The 18,215-nt window shown below is 73.3% G+C and carries 15 protein-coding genes; 9 read left to right on the top strand and 6 right to left on the bottom strand.

What is annotated here, in order from left to right; all coding sequences use genetic code 11:
- Positions 1–3 precede the first annotated feature (3 nt).
- The 9 genes from OHA81_RS06285 to OHA81_RS06245 all read left to right on the top strand — a co-directional run bounded on the left by OHA81_RS06285 (position 4) and on the right by OHA81_RS06245 (position 11,203).
- Positions 4–2,409, top strand: coding sequence for a xanthine dehydrogenase family protein molybdopterin-binding subunit (locus OHA81_RS06285; RefSeq protein ID WP_329193570.1), 2,406 nt, complete (start codon positions 4–6; stop codon positions 2,407–2,409).
- On the top strand, positions 2,406–3,230 hold the full coding sequence (locus tag OHA81_RS06280) for an FAD binding domain-containing protein (RefSeq protein ID WP_329193569.1): 825 nt from the start codon (positions 2,406–2,408) through the stop codon (positions 3,228–3,230). The genes OHA81_RS06285 and OHA81_RS06280 overlap by 4 nt, the downstream gene beginning before the upstream one ends.
- 30 nt (positions 3,231–3,260) lie before the next feature.
- A complete protein-coding gene (locus tag OHA81_RS06275; RefSeq protein ID WP_329193567.1) occupies positions 3,261–4,520 on the top strand; it encodes an MFS transporter in 1,260 nt (419 codons plus the stop codon).
- Positions 4,517–5,995, top strand: a complete 1,479-nt coding sequence (locus OHA81_RS06270; RefSeq protein ID WP_329193565.1) for an ATP-binding protein — start codon at positions 4,517–4,519, stop codon at positions 5,993–5,995. The genes OHA81_RS06275 and OHA81_RS06270 overlap by 4 nt, the downstream gene beginning before the upstream one ends.
- 31 nt (positions 5,996–6,026) lie before the next feature.
- On the top strand, positions 6,027–6,368 hold the full coding sequence (locus tag OHA81_RS06265; RefSeq protein WP_329193563.1) for a nuclear transport factor 2 family protein: 342 nt from the start codon (positions 6,027–6,029) through the stop codon (positions 6,366–6,368).
- Positions 6,369–6,452: 84 nt separating this feature from the next.
- On the top strand, positions 6,453–7,100 hold the full coding sequence (locus OHA81_RS06260; protein WP_190187111.1) for a TMEM175 family protein: 648 nt from the start codon (positions 6,453–6,455) through the stop codon (positions 7,098–7,100).
- 72 nt (positions 7,101–7,172) lie between these two features.
- Positions 7,173–8,453, top strand: coding sequence for an IS701 family transposase (locus OHA81_RS06255; protein WP_329193559.1), 1,281 nt, complete (start codon positions 7,173–7,175; stop codon positions 8,451–8,453).
- Positions 8,453–9,610, top strand: a complete 1,158-nt coding sequence (locus tag OHA81_RS06250) for an XdhC family protein (protein WP_329193557.1) — start codon at positions 8,453–8,455, stop codon at positions 9,608–9,610. Before OHA81_RS06255 ends, OHA81_RS06250 begins: the two co-directional genes overlap by 1 nt.
- Positions 9,611–9,760: 150 nt before the next feature.
- Positions 9,761–11,203 (top strand): GuaB1 family IMP dehydrogenase-related protein, encoded by a 1,443-nt coding sequence (locus tag OHA81_RS06245; protein WP_329193555.1) that lies wholly within the window; start codon positions 9,761–9,763, stop codon positions 11,201–11,203.
- A gap of 77 nt (positions 11,204–11,280) precedes the next feature.
- Here OHA81_RS06245 and OHA81_RS06240 read toward each other — a convergent pair whose 3' ends face one another.
- The 6 genes from OHA81_RS06240 to OHA81_RS06215 all read right to left on the bottom strand — a co-directional run bounded on the left by OHA81_RS06240 (position 11,281) and on the right by OHA81_RS06215 (position 17,911).
- On the bottom strand, positions 11,281–12,516 hold the full coding sequence (locus tag OHA81_RS06240) for a histidine kinase (protein WP_329202036.1): 1,236 nt from the start codon (positions 12,514–12,516) through the stop codon (positions 11,281–11,283).
- Positions 12,517–12,524: 8 nt separating this feature from the next.
- On the bottom strand, positions 12,525–14,267 hold the full coding sequence (locus OHA81_RS06235; protein WP_329193553.1) for a sodium/solute symporter: 1,743 nt from the start codon (positions 14,265–14,267) through the stop codon (positions 12,525–12,527).
- A gap of 151 nt (positions 14,268–14,418) precedes the next feature.
- Positions 14,419–14,694 (bottom strand): hypothetical protein, encoded by a 276-nt coding sequence (locus OHA81_RS06230; protein ID WP_329193551.1) that lies wholly within the window; start codon positions 14,692–14,694, stop codon positions 14,419–14,421.
- Positions 14,695–14,898: 204 nt separating this feature from the next.
- A complete protein-coding gene (locus tag OHA81_RS06225; protein ID WP_329193549.1) occupies positions 14,899–15,702 on the bottom strand; it encodes a LytR/AlgR family response regulator transcription factor in 804 nt (267 codons plus the stop codon).
- A 119-nt stretch (positions 15,703–15,821) separates the two neighbouring features.
- Positions 15,822–16,754 (bottom strand): SCO0930 family lipoprotein, encoded by a 933-nt coding sequence (locus OHA81_RS06220; RefSeq protein ID WP_329193548.1) that lies wholly within the window; start codon positions 16,752–16,754, stop codon positions 15,822–15,824.
- A gap of 116 nt (positions 16,755–16,870) precedes the next feature.
- Positions 16,871–17,911, bottom strand: a complete 1,041-nt coding sequence (locus tag OHA81_RS06215) for a GDSL-type esterase/lipase family protein (RefSeq protein WP_329202034.1) — start codon at positions 17,909–17,911, stop codon at positions 16,871–16,873.
- Between the last annotated feature and the right edge of the window lie 304 nt (positions 17,912–18,215).

The raw sequence follows: 18,215 nt of genomic DNA, 5'->3' as shown, positions 1-18,215 counted from the left end.
GCCGTGACCGCTGTGACGGGGGAGAGCGCTCTCCAGGGCAACGGAGTGCTGGGACAGCCGCTGGACATCCGCGAGGATCCGCAGCTGCTGCGCGGCGAAGCCACGTACGTCGCGGACATCGACCTGCCGGACACCGCGCACATGGCCATCCTCGGCAGTCCGGTGGCCCACGCACGGATCGTGTCCATCGAGACCAAGGCCGCGCAGGAGCTGCCCGGCGTACTGAAAGTGGCCACCGCGGCCGACTTCACCGACGTCATGCCGTTGCCCTGCATCTGGATACCCGGCGGGGTCGAGAGCCACTTCCCGCCCCACCCCTACGGGCTTCCCGGCGCCCGCCCGGTCCTGACCGGTGACCGCGTCCGGCACGTCGGCGACCCGATCGCCGTGGTCGTCGCCGAAACCCCGCGCCAGGCCGCCGCGGCCCTGGCCGCCATCGCGGTCGAGTACGAACCGCTGCCCGTGGTCACCCGCGCCGACGAGGCCCTGGCCGAGGGCGCGCCCCAGCTGCACGAGGCCGTCCCCGGCAACCTGAACGCGTACTGGACCTGCGGCGACAAGGACCGCACCGACGCGGCCATCGCCGAGGCCGAGGTCACCGTCGAACTCGACCTCGTCAACCAGCGCACCATCAACAGCCCCATCGAGCCCCGCGGGGCCGTCGGCGACTTCGACGCCACCACCGGCGAGTACACCCTCTACGCCTCCACCCAGGGCCCGCACAACCACCGCTTCCTGCTCGCCGCGCTGGTCCTCGGCATCCCCTTCAACAAGCTGCGCGTGATCGCGCCGACCGTGGGCGGGAGCTTCGGCACCAAGGGCTACCTCTACCCCGACATGGCGCTGGTCCTGCTGCTCTCCAAGGCGCTCGGCCGCCCCGTGAAGTGGGTGGACACCCGCACCGGCCTGATGAACTCCACCGTCCAGGGCCGCGACCACCGCCAGCACGTCACCCTCGCCGGCACCCGCGACGGCCGCATCACCGCCGTGCGCGCCACCAGCCACGCCAACCTGGGCGCGTACCCCTCCACCATCGGCCCCGGCGTCGCCACCGCCCTGATGGGCCGCTCCATCAGCGGCATGTACGACATCGACGCCGCCTTCTGCGAGGTCTACGCCGCCTTCACCAACACCGTCCCGCTCGGCGCCCAGCGCGGCAGCGGGCGCGCCGAGGCCGCCTTCCTGATGGAGCGCCTCGTCGACCGGTACGCCTTCGAGATCGGCATGGACCCGGCGGCCGTGCGGCGCAAGAACCTGGTGCCGAAGGAGAAGTTCCCCTACGACAACGGGCTCGGCTGGACCTACGACTCCGGTGACTACCAGCTGAACTTCGACAAGGCGATCGAGCTGTCGGGGTACGCCGACATGCCCGCCCGCAAGGCGCAGGCCCGCGCCCGCGGCAAGCGCCTCGGCGTCGGCATCGCCTCCTACGTCGCCATCTGCGGGGTCGGCCCCTCCACGAGGATGTCCAAGGAGGGCATGCTCGGCGGCACCTGGGAGAGCGCGAACATCCGCGTCCACCCCACCGGCGAGGTCACCGTGACCGTCGGCTCCGCCTCCACCGGCCAGAGCCACGCCACCGTGTTCGCGCAGGTGGCCGCCGACGAACTCGGCATCGACCCGGCGCAGGTCCAGGTCCTGGAGGGGGACACGCAAAAGGCCCCGTACGGGCAGGGCACCTACGGCTCGCGCTCCTACAGCATGGCCGCGCCGGCCGTCGCCCTCACCGCCCGCAAACTCAAGGCGAAGCTGGTCAAGGCGGGAGCCGTCTTCCTCGGGGTCCCCGAGGACAAGGTCGTCTACGCGGGCGGCGGCGTCCACGAAGAGGGCAACGAGGAGAACGCGAAGACCTTCGCCGAGCTGGCGATGGCCATGTGGTACGGCTGGGGGCTGCCCCCCGAGATCGAACCCGCCCTCGACGAGACCACCCACTTCGACCCGCCGGACTTCAACTACCCCTTCGGGACGCACGTCGCGGTGGTCGAGATCGACGAACTGACCGGCGAGACCGAGGTGGTGGCCTACACCGCCGTGGACGACGCCGGCAACATCGGCAACCCGAAGATCGTCCACGGTCAGATCGAGGGCAGCATCGTCCACGGCCTGGGCCAGGCCCTCATGGAGGCCGCCGAGTACGACGAGGACGGGCTGCTCATCAGCTCCGACCTCAGCCACTACGCCCTGCCGCGCGCCGCCGACGTGCCCTTCTTCGCCCTGGACAAGACGACCACGCCGAGCCCGCACAACCCGCTCGGCGCCAAGGGGGCCGGCGAGATCGCCACCGTGCCCCCGGCCGCCGCCGTCGTCAACGCCGTCGTGGACGCCCTCTCCGACCTGGGCGTCCGGCACATCGACATGCCCCTCACCCCCGAGAAGGTCTGGCGCCGCCTGAGAGGGGAAGCCCAGTGATCCTCACCGAGTTCGACTACGTACGGCCCGTCGGCCTCGAAGAGGCGCTGGCCCTCCTCGCCGGCACCCCCGGTGCGCGGGCCCTGGCCGGCGGCCAGAGCCTGCTGCCCGACCTGCGCACCGGCGCCGCCCGGGCCCGCCTGCTGGTCGACGTACGGCACCTGGAGGAACTCCGCGGCGTCGAGACCGCCCCGGACGGGACGCTGCGGATCGGGGCGCTGACCACGCTCGCCGAACTCGCGGCCCATCCGATGGTGCTGGCGCAGGCCCCGGAGATCGCCGCCGCGGCCCGGGCCAACGGCGACCCCCAGGTCCGCAACCTCGGCACCACCGGGGGGAACCTGGCGGCCACCGGCCGGGCCACCGACCTGCCGGTCGCGGCCATCGCCGCGGGCGCAGAGGCGGAACTGGCCGGGCGCCGGGGACGCTCCACGGTGACGGCCGAGGAACTCGCCGCCTCCGGAGTGCCGGCGGACACCGTGATCACGGCCCTGCTGGTGCCGCCCGGGGGACCGGCGGGCGCCTTCGAGAAGAGCGCCGACCGGGCCACCCGCTACCCGCTGTGCGCGAGCGCCGTACGCCTCACCGAAGACGGTCCCCGCATCGCGGTCACCGGAGCCACCGCCCGCGCCCTGCGCCTGCGCGGGGTCGAGGACCGGCTGGGCGGGGGCCCGTACACCACGGACAACGTGCTCGCGGCCTTCCGCGCCGAGCCCCGGGAGCTGTTCGTCCCGGGCCGCGGCACCTCGGCCGAGTACCTCGGCCACCTCGCGGGGGTCCTGACCGCCCGCGCACTGGCGAGGGCCCAGGCGCACGCCTGATCACCGCCCACCACGGGGGAGTTGACAAGAGTGGCCGAACCGACCAAGACGACCACGGGGGACATCGTGCACCCGGCCGGCCGGCGGGCCGGTGCGCCCAGAGGCTCCGGCTTCTGGGTGGTGGGCGCGGTCCTCGTCCTGCTCATGCTCTCCTCCTCCGTGCCCTCCGCCCTCTACGTGCTCTACCAGCAGAGATGGGGGCTGTCGGCGGGCACCATCACGGTGGTCTTCGCCCTGTACGCCGTCACCGTCCTGGCAGGGCTGCTGCTGTTCGGGTCGCTGTCCGACACCCTCGGACGGCGGCCCGTGCTGGGCGCCGCACTGGTCCTCGCGATCGTGTCCATGGGCCTGTTCGCCGGGGCCCAGGGGCTCGGACTGCTCCTCGCCGCCCGCGCCGTACAGGGGCTCGCGGTCGGCCTGGCCACCGGGGCGATGGGCGCGGCCCTGCTCGAGCTGACCCCGCGCTCCAAACCCGCACTCGGCGCCCAGGTCAACAGTGCGGGCCCCACCGTCGGCATCGGGCTCGGCGGCCTGGGCGCCGGATTCCTCGTCCAGTACGGGCCCGCACCGACCGTACTGAGCTACGCCCTGCTCGTCGGGGCCTTCGCGCTCACCCTGGTCGGGGTGGTCCGGATGGGCGAGAGCGCACCAGGGCTGCAGGGCGGCCGTTTCCGGGTCGTCCCGCGCCGCATCCGGATACCGCCGGGCACGGGCGGCCGGTTCGCCGTCCTGGTGCTCACGATCGTCGCCGTCTGGTCGGTCGGAGGCTTCTACCTCTCGCTCGGCCCGCACCTGGCCCTGTCCCTGCTCCGCAGCACCAACTACCTGGTCGGCGGCGCCACCGTCGCCCTGCTCGCGGGCGCCGCGACCGGCGCACAGCTGCTGCTCGGCCGCACCGAGGCGCTGCGCACGGCGGTCATCGGGCTGCTGGGGCTGCTGGCCGGCCTGGCGCTGGTGCTGCTGGCGCTCGGGCTGGGCTCCGCGCCCGTCTTCCTCATCGCCACGGCCGTGCTGGGCAGCGGCTGGGGCGCCGCCTTCCTGGGCTCCTTCCGCGCCCTCAGCACGCTCGCCGAGCCCGAACACCGCGGCGAACTCACCGCCGCCGTCTACGTGTTCGCCTACCTCGCCATGAGCGTCCCGTCGGTGCTCGCCGGAATGCTGACCAACATCCACGGCCTGCACCGCACCTCGGTCGGCTTCATGGCCGTCGTCGCCGGGGTGTGCGCGCTGGCCCTGATCGTCACCTTGCGGCTGTCCGCCCGTACGCGGGCAGAGGGGAGTACGGCATGAGCGACCCGGAGTTGCGGTCCGCCCTGCGCGAGCTGGAGATCTTCGCCGGTCTCACCGAGGAGCAGCTGGACTGGCTGGTCTCGGTCACCGAGCCCCGGGTGCTGGCCGACGGCGACGTGCTCTTCCGCGACGGGGACGAGGCCACCTGCTTCCACGTGCTGCTCGCGGGAGGCCTCGTCGTCACCAAGGTCATCGACGGCCGGGAGGAAGTGCTCACCCGCCACTCCACCGAGGAGGAGAGCGCCGCGGCCGAGGAGCACGACGGCAAGCCCTCCGCCGCGCACCGTTTCACCGGGGAGCTGCCGCTGCTGACGGACGGCTCCTACGTGGCCACCGCGTCCGCGTCCGGTCCCGCGACCACCGTCGTCGGCTACCCCAAGCCGGTGTTCTTCGAGATGCTGTCCCGCTGCCACGGCGTGGCCGCCGTGCTGCTGCCCGTACTTGCCTGGCGGATCAAGTCCTCCGAGGTGCAGGCCCGCAAACGGGCCACCGTGGAGGCACTGGGCACCCTCGCGGCGGGCCTCGCGCACGAGCTGAACAACCCGGCGGCCGCGGTGGCGCGCGCGGCGCAGGAGCTCGCCCCCGCCCTGGAGCGGCTGACCCGCACCGCGCACGCCTGGGGCGCGGCCGCCTCGGGGGCCGAACGCTCCCTGCTGGACCGGCTCACCGACGAGCTGGACAAACTGCCGCCGCCGCAGACCTCCGACCCGCTGGCGCAGGCGGACGCCGAGGAGGAGATCACCGACTGGGCCGAGGAGGCGGGCACCGAGCGGCCGGGGCTGCTCGGCTCGGGCGTCTCGGACCTCGGCCTGGAGCTGGGCTGGCTGCTGGAGCGGCTGGAGGGGATCGGGGAGCCGGCCCTGCCGGCCGCCCTGGACCACCTGGCGGCGCTGCTGGAGATCCGCTCCCTGGCCGCCGAGCTGCGGGCCGCGGGCCCGCGCATCTCCCAGCTCGTCGCCGCCACCCGCGATTACGCCAATCTCGACCGCGCCCCCGAACAGCGCTTCCCGGTGACGGAAGGACTGGAGAACACGCTGGTCGTGCTCCGGTCGAAGCTCTCCGGCATCACCGTGGTGCGTGAGTACGAACCCGGCCTGCCCGAACTGACGGGCTATCCAGGCGAGTTGAACCAGGTGTGGACCAACCTCGTCGACAACGCGGCCGAGGCCATGGAAGGGGCCGGCACCCTCACCCTGCGCGCCCGGGCGGAGGGCGTGTGCATGGTCGTGGAGGTCGTCGACACCGGCCGGGGCATCCCCGAGGACGTCCTGCCGCGGATCTTCGAGCCCTTCTACACCACCAAGGACGTGGGGAAGGGGACGGGGCTGGGGCTGCACCTCAGCTACCGGATCGTGACCCAGCGCCACCACGGGTCGCTCGCGGCCCGCTCCCGTCCGGGGGAGACCCGGATGGTCGTCCGGCTGCCGCTCGCCACACCGCCGGCGGCGACCGCCGCCGGTTCCCGCACCAGTTGAGCCACCACCAGCCCAGAGAGTGGAGACGCACATGGCCACGTACGACATCTCCAAGCTGCACCCGGTCTTCGTCCGCCAGATGGAGGCGCTCGCCGCCCTCGACATCGAGGCGGTCATGAAGAACTACACGGACGACGCCGTGCTCCTGCGCTTCGAAGGGGCCTCGGTGGGCATCGAGGCCGTCCGCGAGACGTTCACCGGCTACCTCTCGGTCAAGCCCACGCTGGTCGAACTCCAGGAGTACATCGAGACCGAGGACACGATCTTCTACCGCGCGATCATGAACCTGAACGGTCAGCCGGAGCACGCGTTCGGGACACTTGTGGTCCGCGATGGCCGGATCTGGCGTCAGACCGCCGGGTTCGGCAGCTGAACCCCGAGAACTGGGTAGCGTGTGCGGGGAGAGCGGGGGCAGCGCTCTCCCCGCACACGCGGAACGAGTGACAAAGGGGAGCCAATGGAGCGCGAAACCGGACGCGTCGAGGCATTCAGCGACGGCGTGTTCGCCATCGTCATCACCATTCTCGTTCTGGAACTGAAAGTTCCGAAAGAAACGGGATCGGAGTTCTGGAGCGGGGTGTGGGAGCAGTGGCCGCATTACGCCGCCTATGTGGTGAGTTTCCTCATCATCGGCGTGATGTGGGTGAACCACCACACCATCTTCAGTCACCTCAAACGGGTCGACCGCCCGCTGTTGTTCCTGAATCTCCTGGTGCTGATGGTGGTGTCGGTGATCCCGTACACCACCACCGTGCTCGCCGAACACCTCATGGAGGAGGGCGGATCGGCCAACGCGGCCGCCATCCTCTACAGTTCGGTCACCGTGGCGTACGCCCTGGCCTTCCTCGCCTTCTGGTGGTACGTCACGCGGGTCGGCCACCTCTTCCACGAACGGGTGGACAAAGAAGGCGCCCGGGCGACCCGAATGCGGTTCGGCCTGGGGGCGGTCGCCTACCCCATGACGGTGCTCCTGTCCTTTTTCTCCGCACCGCTCACTCTGGTCGCACACTTCCTGATCGCGCTCTACTATGCGGCGAACCAGATCCCGATCCCACTCGTGGTAGAGGAAGAGCGGCTCGCAACTGCCGGCGACCTCAGGAAGTAGCCGCCCTGGCCTACGGCCGTTCTCCGCGGTCAAGTAGGGTATTGGATCTAGCTGGTCGCGGGGGAGGCCCAGATGGCTCGCGTAGTCCTGCCGGAGGATTCCGCAAAGGAAATCTCCGAGTTGATCGACGTCCTGATCTCTTTGTTCTTCGAGTCATTACCCCGGCGGGACCAGCGAAACTGGGCCCGCGTATATCTCAACGGTCTCGTGCGGACCAACGGGAAGAAAACGATCCGCAACCTCGCCGGGACCGGGGCCAGTTCCGTCGAACAGAGCCTCCAGCAGTTCATCAGCAAGTCCCCGTGGGACTGGACCCCCGTACGCCGCTCCCTCGCCCAGCACATCGAACGCACCGCCCAGCGACCGCTGGCCTGGGTGGTGCAGCCGATGGTCATCGAGAAGGCCGGCGACCGCTCCGTCGGCGTGGGCCGCCAGTTCGTCCCCCAGCTCGGCCGCACCGCCAACTGCCAGCAGGCGGGCGGCATCTGGCTCGCCTCCAGCGAGGCCAGCTTCCCGGTCGAATGGACCCTCACCCTCCCCGGGCCCTGGACCAGCGAACTGCTGCGCCGGCGCCGGGCCGGCATCCCCGACACGGCGCGCTCGCTCACCCCCGCCCAGGACGCCGTGCACGCAGTCCAGCGCATGGCCGCCACCTGGCAGCTCCAGCGGCGCCCGGTGGTGATGGAGGTCTCCAACAGCGACCTCCCGCAGTGCATCGAGTCCTTCGCGCTCCAGGACATCCCCTTCGTCTTCAAGGTCGACGGCTCACTGCCCGTCTCCTTCGGCGGGTCCGGACGCCACAAGCCCGGACCGCACACCGCGCCGGCCCGGGAACTCATCGACTCCCTGCGCTCCCAGCGCCGGGTCGTCGAATGGACCCGCCACGGCCGCGCCGAAGGCGCGGTGACCCTGCTGACCTCGGCTTCCATCCTCGCCACTCCCGGCGAGGACCGGCCCGCCCCCGCGCCGCCCACCCCGCTGCTGCTCGTCGGGGCCTGGACGGAGGCCGCCCTGCTGCCGTCGGAGTTCTGGATCACCAATATCGGGGACCGGCCGCTCGCCCAGCTCTTCCTGCTGGCCAAGCTCACCGACCGGGTCTCCCTCGACTTCGCCGAGACCTGCGAACCCGTCGGGATCCGCGACTTCGAGGGCCGCTCCTTCCGCGGGTGGCACCACCACGCCACCCTCGCCAGCGTCGCCCACGCCGCCCGGCTGCTGGGCAGCGCCGGCACCCGCCTTCCCGAACCCGCGGCCCTGCCCTACCAGGGCCCGGCCCGGCCCCGCCCGGCGGCCGTCCTGCCGCCGAGGCCGCTCATACCCGGGCAGGTCGCACGCCGGGAGTACATACGCTGATGCTCGACATCGCGGGGGAACTGCGCACCTGGTGCGCCGAGCGGCGCGACTTCGCGCTCGCCACCGTCATCGCCGTCAGCGGGAGCGCGCCGCGCGGCCCCGGTGCCTCGCTGGCCGTCGACGCCGCCGGCACCGCCCTCGGCTCCCTGTCCGGGGGCTGCGTCGAGTCCGCCGCCCACGAGCTGTGCCTGGAGGCGATCGCCACCGGGGAGGGGGGCGTCCACCGCTTCGGGTACAGCGACGACGACGCCTTCGCGGTAGGGCTGACCTGCGGTGGGGTCCTGGACGTGCTGATCACCCCGGTACGCGGGCACGACCCCGTGCGCCCCGTCCTGCGCGCGGTGCTCGACCACGCCGAGGCCGGCACCCGCACCGCGCTCGCCCGGGTGGTCGCCGGGCCGCCCCGGCAGCTCGGCCGGGCGCTGGCCGTCCACGCCGACGGCTCCTACGAGGGCCACCTGGGCGGCGGCCCCGACCTGGACCGGGCCGCCGCCGAACGGGTACGGGACCTGCTGCTCGCCGGGCGGACCGGCACCGCCGAGCTGGGCACGGCCGGCGGGCTGTGCGGGCAGCCCCTGACCCTGTTGGTCGAGTCGGCCGCCGAGCCGCCCCGGCTGATCGTCTACGGGGCCATCGACTTCGCCGCCGCCCTGGCGCGGATCGGGGCCTTCCTGGGGCACCGGGTCACCGTCTGCGACGCCCGGGCCGTCTTCGCCACCCCGGCCCGCTTCCCCGGCGCCGACGAGGTCGTCGTCCAGTGGCCGCACCGCCACCTCGCCGCCGAATGGGAGGCGGGCCGCCTCGACGCCCGTACCGCCGTCTGCGTCCTGACCCACGACGCGAAGTTCGACGTACCGCTGCTGGCCCTCGCCCTGCGGCTGCCGCTCGCGTACGTGGGGGCCATGGGGTCGCGGCGCACCCACGCCGAGCGGGCCGCCCGGCTGCGGGAGGAGGGCCTGTCCGAGGCCGCGCTGGCCCGGCTGCGCTCACCCATCGGCCTGGACCTGGGCGGCGGCACCCCCGAGGAGACCGCCCTCGCCATCGCCGCCGAATTCACCGCCGTCCGCCACGGCGGAACCACGACTCCCCTGGCCGCCCGGCCCGGCCCGGTGCACCGGCGGGTGCTCCCGGTGGGCGGGCCGGCCGGGCGGGGATGACGCGACCTGGAGGAACGGACCACCCGGTCCTTTATGTCCTGGAGGATCGGACCGGGCTGCATGAACACCGGGTCGTGGGAGAATGAAGTACGTGCGTTTCCTCGGCTGACCCGTCGAGGGCCAACTCCGATCGACTGGGATGTTCAGCACGTGCGTTTCCTCAATGACCAGAAGCCGCCGTACGACCTGACGTACGACGATGTGTTCATGGTGCCGAGCCGGTCCGCGGTCGGTTCCCGTCAGGGCGTCGACCTCTCCTCGCCCGACGGCACCGGCACCACCATTCCGCTCGTCGTGGCCAACATGACCGCCATCGCGGGACGCCGGATGGCCGAGACCGTCGCCCGCCGCGGCGGCCTCGTCGTCATCCCGCAGGACATCCCGATCGAGGTCGTCACCGACGTCATCTCCTGGGTCAAGACCCGCCACCTCGTGCTGGACACCCCCATCACCCTGGCGCCCACCCAGACCGTCGCCGACGCCCTGTCCCTGCTGCCCAAGCGGGCCCACGGCGCCGGAGTCGTCGTCGACGCCGACAACCGGCCCGTCGGCGTCGTCACCGAGCACGACCTGAGCGGCGTGGACCGCTTCACGCAGCTCTCCGAGGTCATGTCGAAGGAGCTGCTGCTCATCGACGCCGGCATCGACCCCCGCGAGGCCTTCAACAAGCTGGACGCCGGTCACCGCAAGCTGGCCCCGGCCGTCGACGAGGACGGCAGGCTCGTCGGCATCCTGACCCGCAAGGGCGCCCTGCGCGCGACCCTGTACACCCCGGCGACCGACGCCAACGGCAAGCTGCGCATCGCCGCGGCCGTCGGCATCAACGGCGACTTCGTCGGCAAGGCCAAGCAGCTGCTCGACGCGGGCGTGGACACGCTCGTCATCGACACGGCCCACGGCCACCAGGAGTCGATGATCAGCGCGATCAAGGCCGTCCGCGCGCTGGACCCGCACGTCCCGATCGTGGCGGGCAACATCGTCGCCGCCGAGGGCGTCAAGGACCTGATCGACGCCGGTGCGGACATCATCAAGGTCGGTGTGGGCCCCGGCGCCATGTGCACCACCCGCATGATGACCGGTGTGGGCCGCCCGCAGTTCTCGGCGGTGCTGGAGTGCGCCGCCGAGGCCAAGAAGTACGGCAAGCACGTGTGGGCCGACGGCGGCGTCCGCCACCCGCGCGACGTGGCGATGGCGCTGGCCGCCGGTGCGTCCAACGTGATGATCGGCTCCTGGTTCGCCGGGACGTACGAGTCCCCGGGCGACCTCCAGCAGTCCGCCGACGGCCGGTTCTACAAGGAGTCGTTCGGCATGGCGTCCGCGCGCGCCGTGCAGAACCGCACCTCGGAGGAGTCCGCGTACGACCGGGCGCGCAAGGGCCTGTTCGAGGAGGGCATCTCCACCTCGCGGATGTTCCTGGACCCCGCGCGGCCCGGCGTCGAGGACCTGATCGACTCGATCATCGCCGGCGTGCGGTCTTCCTGCACGTACGCGGGCGCGGGTTCCCTCGCGGAGTTCGAGGAGAAGGCCGTGGTCGGCGTCCAGTCGGCGGCCGGCTACGCGGAGGGCAAGCCCCTGCACGCCAGCTGGAGCTGACCCGCACCGCCCCGTGGCCCCGCCCCCCTCCGCCAGGACGGGGGGCGGGGCCACGGGCATGCCCGGACGTGATGCGCTCAAACCCGGTCGGGCCGCTCCCCGGGCCCCGACGGGTGGACGCCCGGGCGGTACTTGGGGATCCGGACCGTGACCTTCATCCCGGCGCCGATCCCCGTCTCGATGACGAGTCCGTAGTCGTCCCCGTAGACCTGCCGCATCCGCTCGTCCACGTTCGGCAGCCCCACCCCGGACGAGGAACCCGTCCGCTCACCGGCCAGGATGCGGCGCAGCAGGGCGGGATCCATCCCGACGCCGTTGTCCTCGATGGTCAGCACCGCCTCCGGACCCGCGTCCCGGGCGGCGATGGTGATCCGGCACCGGGCGGTGGAGTCCTCCAGCCCGTGCCTGACCGCGTTCTCCACCAGCGGCTGCAGGCACAGGAACGGCAGGGCCACCGGCAGCACCTCCGGCGCCACCTGCAAGGTCACCGTCAGCCGGTCGCCGAACCGGGCCCCGGCCAGGGCCAGGTACTGCTCGATGGAACGCAACTCCTCGGCGAGCGTGGTGAAATCGCCGTGCCGCCGGAACGAGTACCGGGTGAAGTCGGCGAACTCCAGCAGCAGTTCCCGCGCCCGCTCCGGGTCGGTGCGCACGAACGAGGCGATCGCCGCGAGGGAGTTGAAGATGAAGTGCGGGGAGATCTGCGCCCGCAGCGCCTTGATCTCCGCCTCCATCAGCCGGGTCCGCGACCGGTCGAGCTCCGACAGCTCCAGCTGGACCGACACCCAGCGCGCCACCTCCGTCGCGGCGCGCACCAACACCGCCGACTCCCGCGAGCCGTACGCCACGAGCGCGCCCAGCACCCCGTCCTCACCCGTCAGCGGGGCGAACACCGCCCACTTGAGGGGGCAATCGGGCCGCTGGCAGTCCGTGCGCAGGCTCATGCTCCGCCCCGACTCCAGCATCCGCGCCACCCGGGCCATCGCCCGCCGCTCGTGGTGGTCGGCGCCCGGCCCGTCCCAGGCCAGCACCGCCTCCCGGTCCGTGAGGCACAGCGCCTCGGTACCGAGCAGCGAGCGCAGCCGCCGGGCCGCCTTGCGGGCGGCGTCCTCGGTCAGCCCCGCCCGCAGCGGGGGAGCGGCCAGCGAAGCGGTGTGCAGGGTGTGGAAGGTGGCCCGCTCGACGGGGGTGCCCAGGTCCAGCCCCGTGGCCCGCTCCTTGCGCCGGGCCTGCCACCTGCCGCCGGCCCAGCCGAGGGCCGGCAGGGCCGCCGCGCCCAGCAGCGCCAACGCCGAGGGCACCGCCCCCGTCACGGCCTGTGTCACCGCCCCGTCCACCGCGCGCCCCCGCTCCGGTCCCCGGCGACGTCCTCCGGCAGGTGCAGCCGGGCCAGCGTCGCCGCCGTACCGGCGGGGACGCGGGAACGGGTGGCCAGGGACACCGCCACCATCGTCAGGAACCCCAGCGGGACCGACCACACCGCCGGCCACGCCAACAGGGTGTGCGCCCAGCCCGCCGGCACGAGCCCGACCCGGGTCGCCACCACCGCTCCCAGCGCCGCCCCGCCACCGGTGACCAGCCCCGCCACCGCGCCCGGCGGGGTCAGTCCCCGCCACCAGATGCCCAGCACCAGCAGCGGGCAGAACGACGACGCCGACACCGCGAAGGCCAGCCCCACCGCGTCCGCCACCGGCACGTCCGCCGAGGCCACCGCCCCCACCAGCGGCACCAGCATCGCCACCACCACCGCGAACCGGAACGTCCGCACCCGCCGCCCCGGCAGCACGTCCTGGTGCAGCACCCCGGCCACCGCCATCGTCAGCCCCGACGCGGTGGACAGGAACGCCGCGAAGGCGCCCCCGGCCAGCAGCGCCCCCAGCAGCTCCCCGAGCAGCCCGCCCAGCATCCGCCCCGGCAGCACGAGCACCGCGGCGTCGGCGTCCCCCGTCAGGGCCAGCTCGGGCGCGTAGATCCGGCCCAGCGCCCCGTACACCGGCGGCAGCAGGTAGAACACCCCGACCAGGCCGAGCACCACCAGCGTGGTGCGGCGGGCGGTCCGCCCGTCGGGGCTGGTGTAGAACCGCACCGCGACGTGCGGCAGGCCCATCGTGCCGAGGAACGTGGCCAGGACCAGCCCGTACGTGGCGTACAGCTGGTGGTGGTGCCGGTTGCCGGACAGCGGCTCCGACCAGCTCGACACGCCCAGCCCCGCCTCCGCCCGGGCATCGGGCACCACGCTGTCCGGGGTGAACCGGAGCAGCGCGCGGGCCCGTACGGTGTGCTGCCCGGCGGCCAGCGTCACCGGCTGCCCCGTGTACGAGCGGCCGTCCACCAGCCCCGTCACCGTCAGCGTGAGTGGCGCGCCCAGCGTGATCCGCATGTCCTGGGCGGCGGTGACGGCGGTGTGCTCGCGGAACACCGCCGGGGCGTCGAAGGTGGCCCGCGGCGCCCCGTCCGCGGCCCAGGCACCGATCAGGAAGAACGCGGGGACCAGCAGGGCGGTGAACTTGAGCCAGTACTGGAAGGCCTGCACGAAGGTGATGCTGCGCATCCCGCCCGCCCCCACGGCCGCCGTGACCACCGTCGCGACGACGACGCCCCCCACCCAGTGCGGGGCCCCGGTCAGGATCTTCAACGTCAGCCCGGCCCCTTGCAGTTGGGGCAGCAGGTACAGCCAGCCGACGCCGACCACGAACAGCACCGCGATCCGCCGCACGGCCCGGGACTCCAGCCGGGCCTCGGCGAAGTCCGGCAGGGTGTACGCGCCCGAGCGCCGCAACGGGGCCGCCACCAGGACCAGCAGCACCAGGTACCCGGCCGTGTACCCCACGGGGTACCAGAGCATCTCGGGCCCCTGGAGCAGCACGAGCCCCGCGATCCCGAGGAAGGAGGCGGCGGAGAGGTACTCGCCGCTGATGGCCGCCGCGTTGAGGCGGGGGCCGACGGTGCGCGAAGCCACGTAGAAGTCGGAGGTGGTACGGGATATGCGCAGCCCCAGCGCGCCGACCAGCACGGTGACCAGGACGACGACGGTGACCGCGGTCAGCGCGTACGTCTGGTTCACCGGCACGTCCTTCGGCAGGCTGAGGGGTCCGGCGAGTGTACGCAGCGCCGTACGCCGGGCGACAGACGCGATCAGGCACGAAGGTGGCCGAACGGCGTGCCCCGGGCCGGGGGTGGGCGGGGGTTCGGCGGCGGGGCCCAGGCGGCGGGGCTCAGACGGCGGGGTCGCGGTGCTCCGCACAGTCCCGCAGGGCGATCTCCAGCTCCACGTACGACTCTTCGGCCCGACGGAAGGCCAGCGTCAGTGCCGCCTCCGCACGCGGCGGCAACTGCCGCCGGGCCCCGTCCTGGGCCTCGTACAGCACGTCGGCCCAGCGTGCCGCCACGCTGCGCAGCCGGGCCAGCAGGGCCTCGGCCTCGACGGGGCCGGCGGGCCGGGTGCGCGGCAGTCCGGTGAGCGCGTCCAGCAGTGCCTGGATGTCGGGCATGTGCGGGGCTCCTCCCGGACCGGAAGATCCACGATACGCGCGGGCTGCCCGGACGGTGCGGGTACCGTCCACCGCTGCGGCCGACGGGCCCGGGGCGTCGCCGTACGCCCGTCCCGGCGCGACGAACGGCGACCGGCGCGCGCCGGACGGTCGGCGGGCGCCGGTCGCCGCGGGCCCGGCGGCGGGGCCGGTCCGGGGCGTCCGTCAGCCGGTCGCGTGCCGCATCAGCAGGTCCCGCAGCTCCCGCGAGTGGCGGCGGCTGACCTGGAGCTCCGCCGACCCCACGCGGACGCTGGTGGTTCCCCCGTCGAGCCGCAGTTCGTCGATCCGGCCGAGAGCCACCAGGTGGCGCCGGTGGATCCGGACGAAGCCGCGCGCCGCCCAGCGTTCCTCCAGGGTCGACAGCGGGATCCGCACCAGGTGGCTGCCGTCGCCGGTGTGCAGCCGGGCGTAGTCGCCCTGGGCCTCCACGTACGCGATGTCGGCGATCGCCACGAAGCGGGTCACCCCGCCCAGTTCGACCGCGATCTGCTCGGTGGACCGGTCGGTGGCGGTGGCCCCGGGGGCCGGCGTGCGCTGCACGGGCAGGGCCGGGTCCGCCGCGGGTCCGGTGGGCCTTTCCAGCTGGGCGCACGCCCGGCGGACGGCTTCCGCCAGCCGCTGCGGCCGCACCGGTTTGAGCACGTAGTCCACCGCCTTCAAGTCGAAGGCCTGGACGGCGAACCCCTCGTGCGCGGTGACGAACACCACCAGCGGGGGACGGGCGAACCCGGCCAGCAGCCGGGCGATGTCCAGCCCGGTCAGCCCGGCCATGTGGATGTCGAGGAAGACCACGTCGATGCCGTCGGGCCCGTCCGGTCCGCTCTCCAGCGCCCGCGTGACCCTGCGCAGGGCCTCCGTGGCGTCCTGGGCACCCACGGCGCTGCTCACCCGCGCGTCGGAGCGCAGCAGGTAGAGGAGTTCCTCCAGGAGGGGCTTCTCGTCGTCGACGGCGAGTACGCGCAGCATGGAGCCGAGTCTAGGTTCCGTCCCCCGCCTGCGGAACGGTGCGCCGGGCACGGGTGCGCGGCCCCGGCCCCGGGGGGAGGGGAGGGCGGGGCCGCGCGGTCAGGTGGTCTGCGGGGGGCTTACTGGGCCGTGATGAGCTTGCCGTCGGGGGCGACCGCGTACCAGGTGCCGCCCGCGCCCTGGCCGTTGGTGTCGCCGGCCTTCTTGTCGCCGGTGAAGGTGTAGACCGGCCAGCAGTTCACCGTCTGCTGCTTCTTGCCGTCGGGGCGGTCCAGCACCAGGAAGTTCTTCTCGACGATGCCCTTGGCGTTCGCCTTGTCCACCGGGGGCACCACCGGCCACTTGGCGACGCAGTCGCCCTCGCACTTGGAGACCATCGGCCAGGCGGTGTCCGGCTTGAACCGGTAGACCGTCATCCCGTTGCCGTCGACGATGTGCTCCCCGAGCTTGGGGTCCTGCGCCACGGTCAGCGCGCCCGTGGTCTGACCGGCGCCGGCCGGCGCGGTGGCCGGCTTCGCGGCCTTCTTGCCGTCCGGTGCCGCCGCGAACCAGGTCCCGCCGACGCCCTGGCCGTTGGTGTCGCCCGCCTTGGTGTCCTTGGCGAACCGGTACACCGGCCAGCCGGCCACCGTCAGCTGCTTGCTGCCGTCGGTGCGCACGACCTCGCCGAGCAGCGACGCGTCCATGCCCGCGGCGGCCGTGGCGTCGCCGGCCGCGACCGCCGGCCAGGCCTTGGCGCAGTCGCCGTCGCAGGTGGACTTGGGCGGCTTGGCGGTGTCCTTGTCGAAGCGGTAGAGGGTGAAGCCGGCGCTGTCGGTGAGGACCGGGCCCAGCTTCTCGTTGGCGGCGATCGCCAGCTGGCCTGCGCCCTTGGCGCCGGGGGCGCCGGCCGCCGCCGGGTCGGCTCCGTAGGAGTCCGCGGCGGGAGCCTGGGCGGCGGCCCCGGCCGGCGCGGTACTGCCGGCCGCCTTGTCGTCGCCGCCGCACGCGGTCGCCGTCATGGTGACGACGATCGCGATCGCGGCCAGGGAAGTTCCGCGCTTGATACCCATGTTGATCACTCCCACGTGTGGTGTCCGCCGAGTCCGTCGCCGGAGGTCGGCAAGTCGTGCAGGACACGTCGTGGGGACGGCGCTCCGTTCACCCGGGGCGGTGTGTCCTCTTTCACCTATCCCGCGTCGAACCCGGCCCGCCGCAGGGCCGTGACCACAGCGAGGCCCAGGACCCGGTGCCCGTCGTCGTTGGGGTGCAGCCCGTCCGCGAGGTGCTCGGGTGCGAGCAGGTCCCGGCCCGGCAGGAGGGCCAGGCGGCCGTCCCCGGCGGTGATCCGGTCGCGGACGGCGCGCTCCATGGCGTCGCGCAGGGCGCCCAGGGTGGCGCCGAGCCGGTTCGGGGTGCGCTCCGCCTCGGGGCGCAGTACGGGGGACAGGAGCAGCAGCGGGGTCTGGGGGTGGCCCTGCCGGACGAGGTCGAGGAACGCGCGCGTGGTCTCGTAGAGCATCGGCGCGGAGAAGGGCACCCGGGACCAGCAGTTGGTGCCGAAGGCGAGGGTCAGGGCGTCGGCGGGGAGCCGCGCGAGCTGTTCGGCGGTGGCCATCTCCCCCCGTGCGGCGCCCGCGTACCCGAGGTTGACGGTGTCCCAGCCCAGTTCCCGGCCGGCGACGGCCGCCCACCCGTGGGCGGGGCGCGTGGACCACCAGCCCTCGGTGATGGAGTCTCCGTGCACCACCCAGCGCGGGACCCGCGGGGCGGGGGCCAGGGGGCCGCCGATCCCGCGCAGGCCGAGCACCAGCGGCGACTGCGCCTCCGGCGGGTGGACGGTGAACGGTCCGCCCCCGCCGGGCAGGTCGATCCGGACCACGGCCTCGGCGGCCGGCTCGGTCCACACCTCGTGGACCGCCCCGTGCCGGTCCCACAGGGCGAAGCCGTGCGCGATGTCACGCAGCGCGTCGGTGGGGCCGGGCACGGTCGCCCGGTAGCGGATCTCCACGGCGCGGGCCCGATCGGCGGTGAACTCCAGCCGGACCCCGATGGGCAGCGCGGCCCGTTCGCCGGTGTCCCAGGGCAGCCGCATGGTGTCCGCCGGGTCCGCGCGCACCGGCCGGCCCTCGTCCAGCCAGGCGACCCCGCGCAGGAAGGGGCCCGGGTCCTGCCACGCGTCGTCCGCGCCGCTCCCGGGGTCCTGCCACGCCTCGTCCGCGCCGCTCACTGCTCTCACGCATCGCCTCCGGTCTCGGGTGCGGGAACCGCTTCGATTCGTACCCCGCATCGAGGACTTCGACCGCCGCGCGGGCGAACCCGTGGAAATGGGACGCGGAAGCGGTCTGCGCAGTGATCGATCGTCCCCGCGCAACAAAGGGCCATCTGGGACAGATCCGCGCAACGATCGTGCGGCAATGTGCAAGGATGGTGCATTACGGGCGGTATCACTCAGCTCGTAGGCTCACTCGCTGTACGTGGAGTGGCGAGGACCGCCTGCTCGGCGGTCCCCCATGCCCAGGCAGGCTCCTGCT

Origin of the sequence: Streptomyces sp. NBC_00667 (assembly GCF_036226825.1) — a bacterium.
GTDB lineage: Bacteria > Actinomycetota > Actinomycetes > Streptomycetales > Streptomycetaceae > Streptomyces.
Note: the sequence above shows the minus strand (reverse complement) of the source record. Positions and strands in the feature narration are given on the sequence as shown.

Bases quoted from the DNA above. Each gene is read 5' to 3' on its own strand.
- OHA81_RS06230 (WP_329193551.1), bottom strand. From the start codon at position 14,694: ATGCCCGACATCCAGGCACTGCTGGACGCGCTCACCGGACTGCCGCGC.
- OHA81_RS06265 (WP_329193563.1), top strand. From the start codon at position 6,027: ATGGCCACGTACGACATCTCCAAGCTGCACCCGGTCTTCGTCCGCCAG.
- OHA81_RS06270 (WP_329193565.1), top strand. From the start codon at position 4,517: ATGAGCGACCCGGAGTTGCGGTCCGCCCTGCGCGAGCTGGAGATCTTC.
- OHA81_RS06250 (WP_329193557.1), top strand. From the start codon at position 8,453: ATGCTCGACATCGCGGGGGAACTGCGCACCTGGTGCGCCGAGCGGCGC.
- OHA81_RS06260 (WP_190187111.1), top strand. From the start codon at position 6,453: ATGGAGCGCGAAACCGGACGCGTCGAGGCATTCAGCGACGGCGTGTTC.
- OHA81_RS06225 (WP_329193549.1), bottom strand. From the start codon at position 15,702: ATGCTGCGCGTACTCGCCGTCGACGACGAGAAGCCCCTCCTGGAGGAA.
- OHA81_RS06255 (WP_329193559.1), top strand. From the start codon at position 7,173: ATGGCTCGCGTAGTCCTGCCGGAGGATTCCGCAAAGGAAATCTCCGAG.
- OHA81_RS06220 (WP_329193548.1), bottom strand. From the start codon at position 16,754: ATGGGTATCAAGCGCGGAACTTCCCTGGCCGCGATCGCGATCGTCGTC.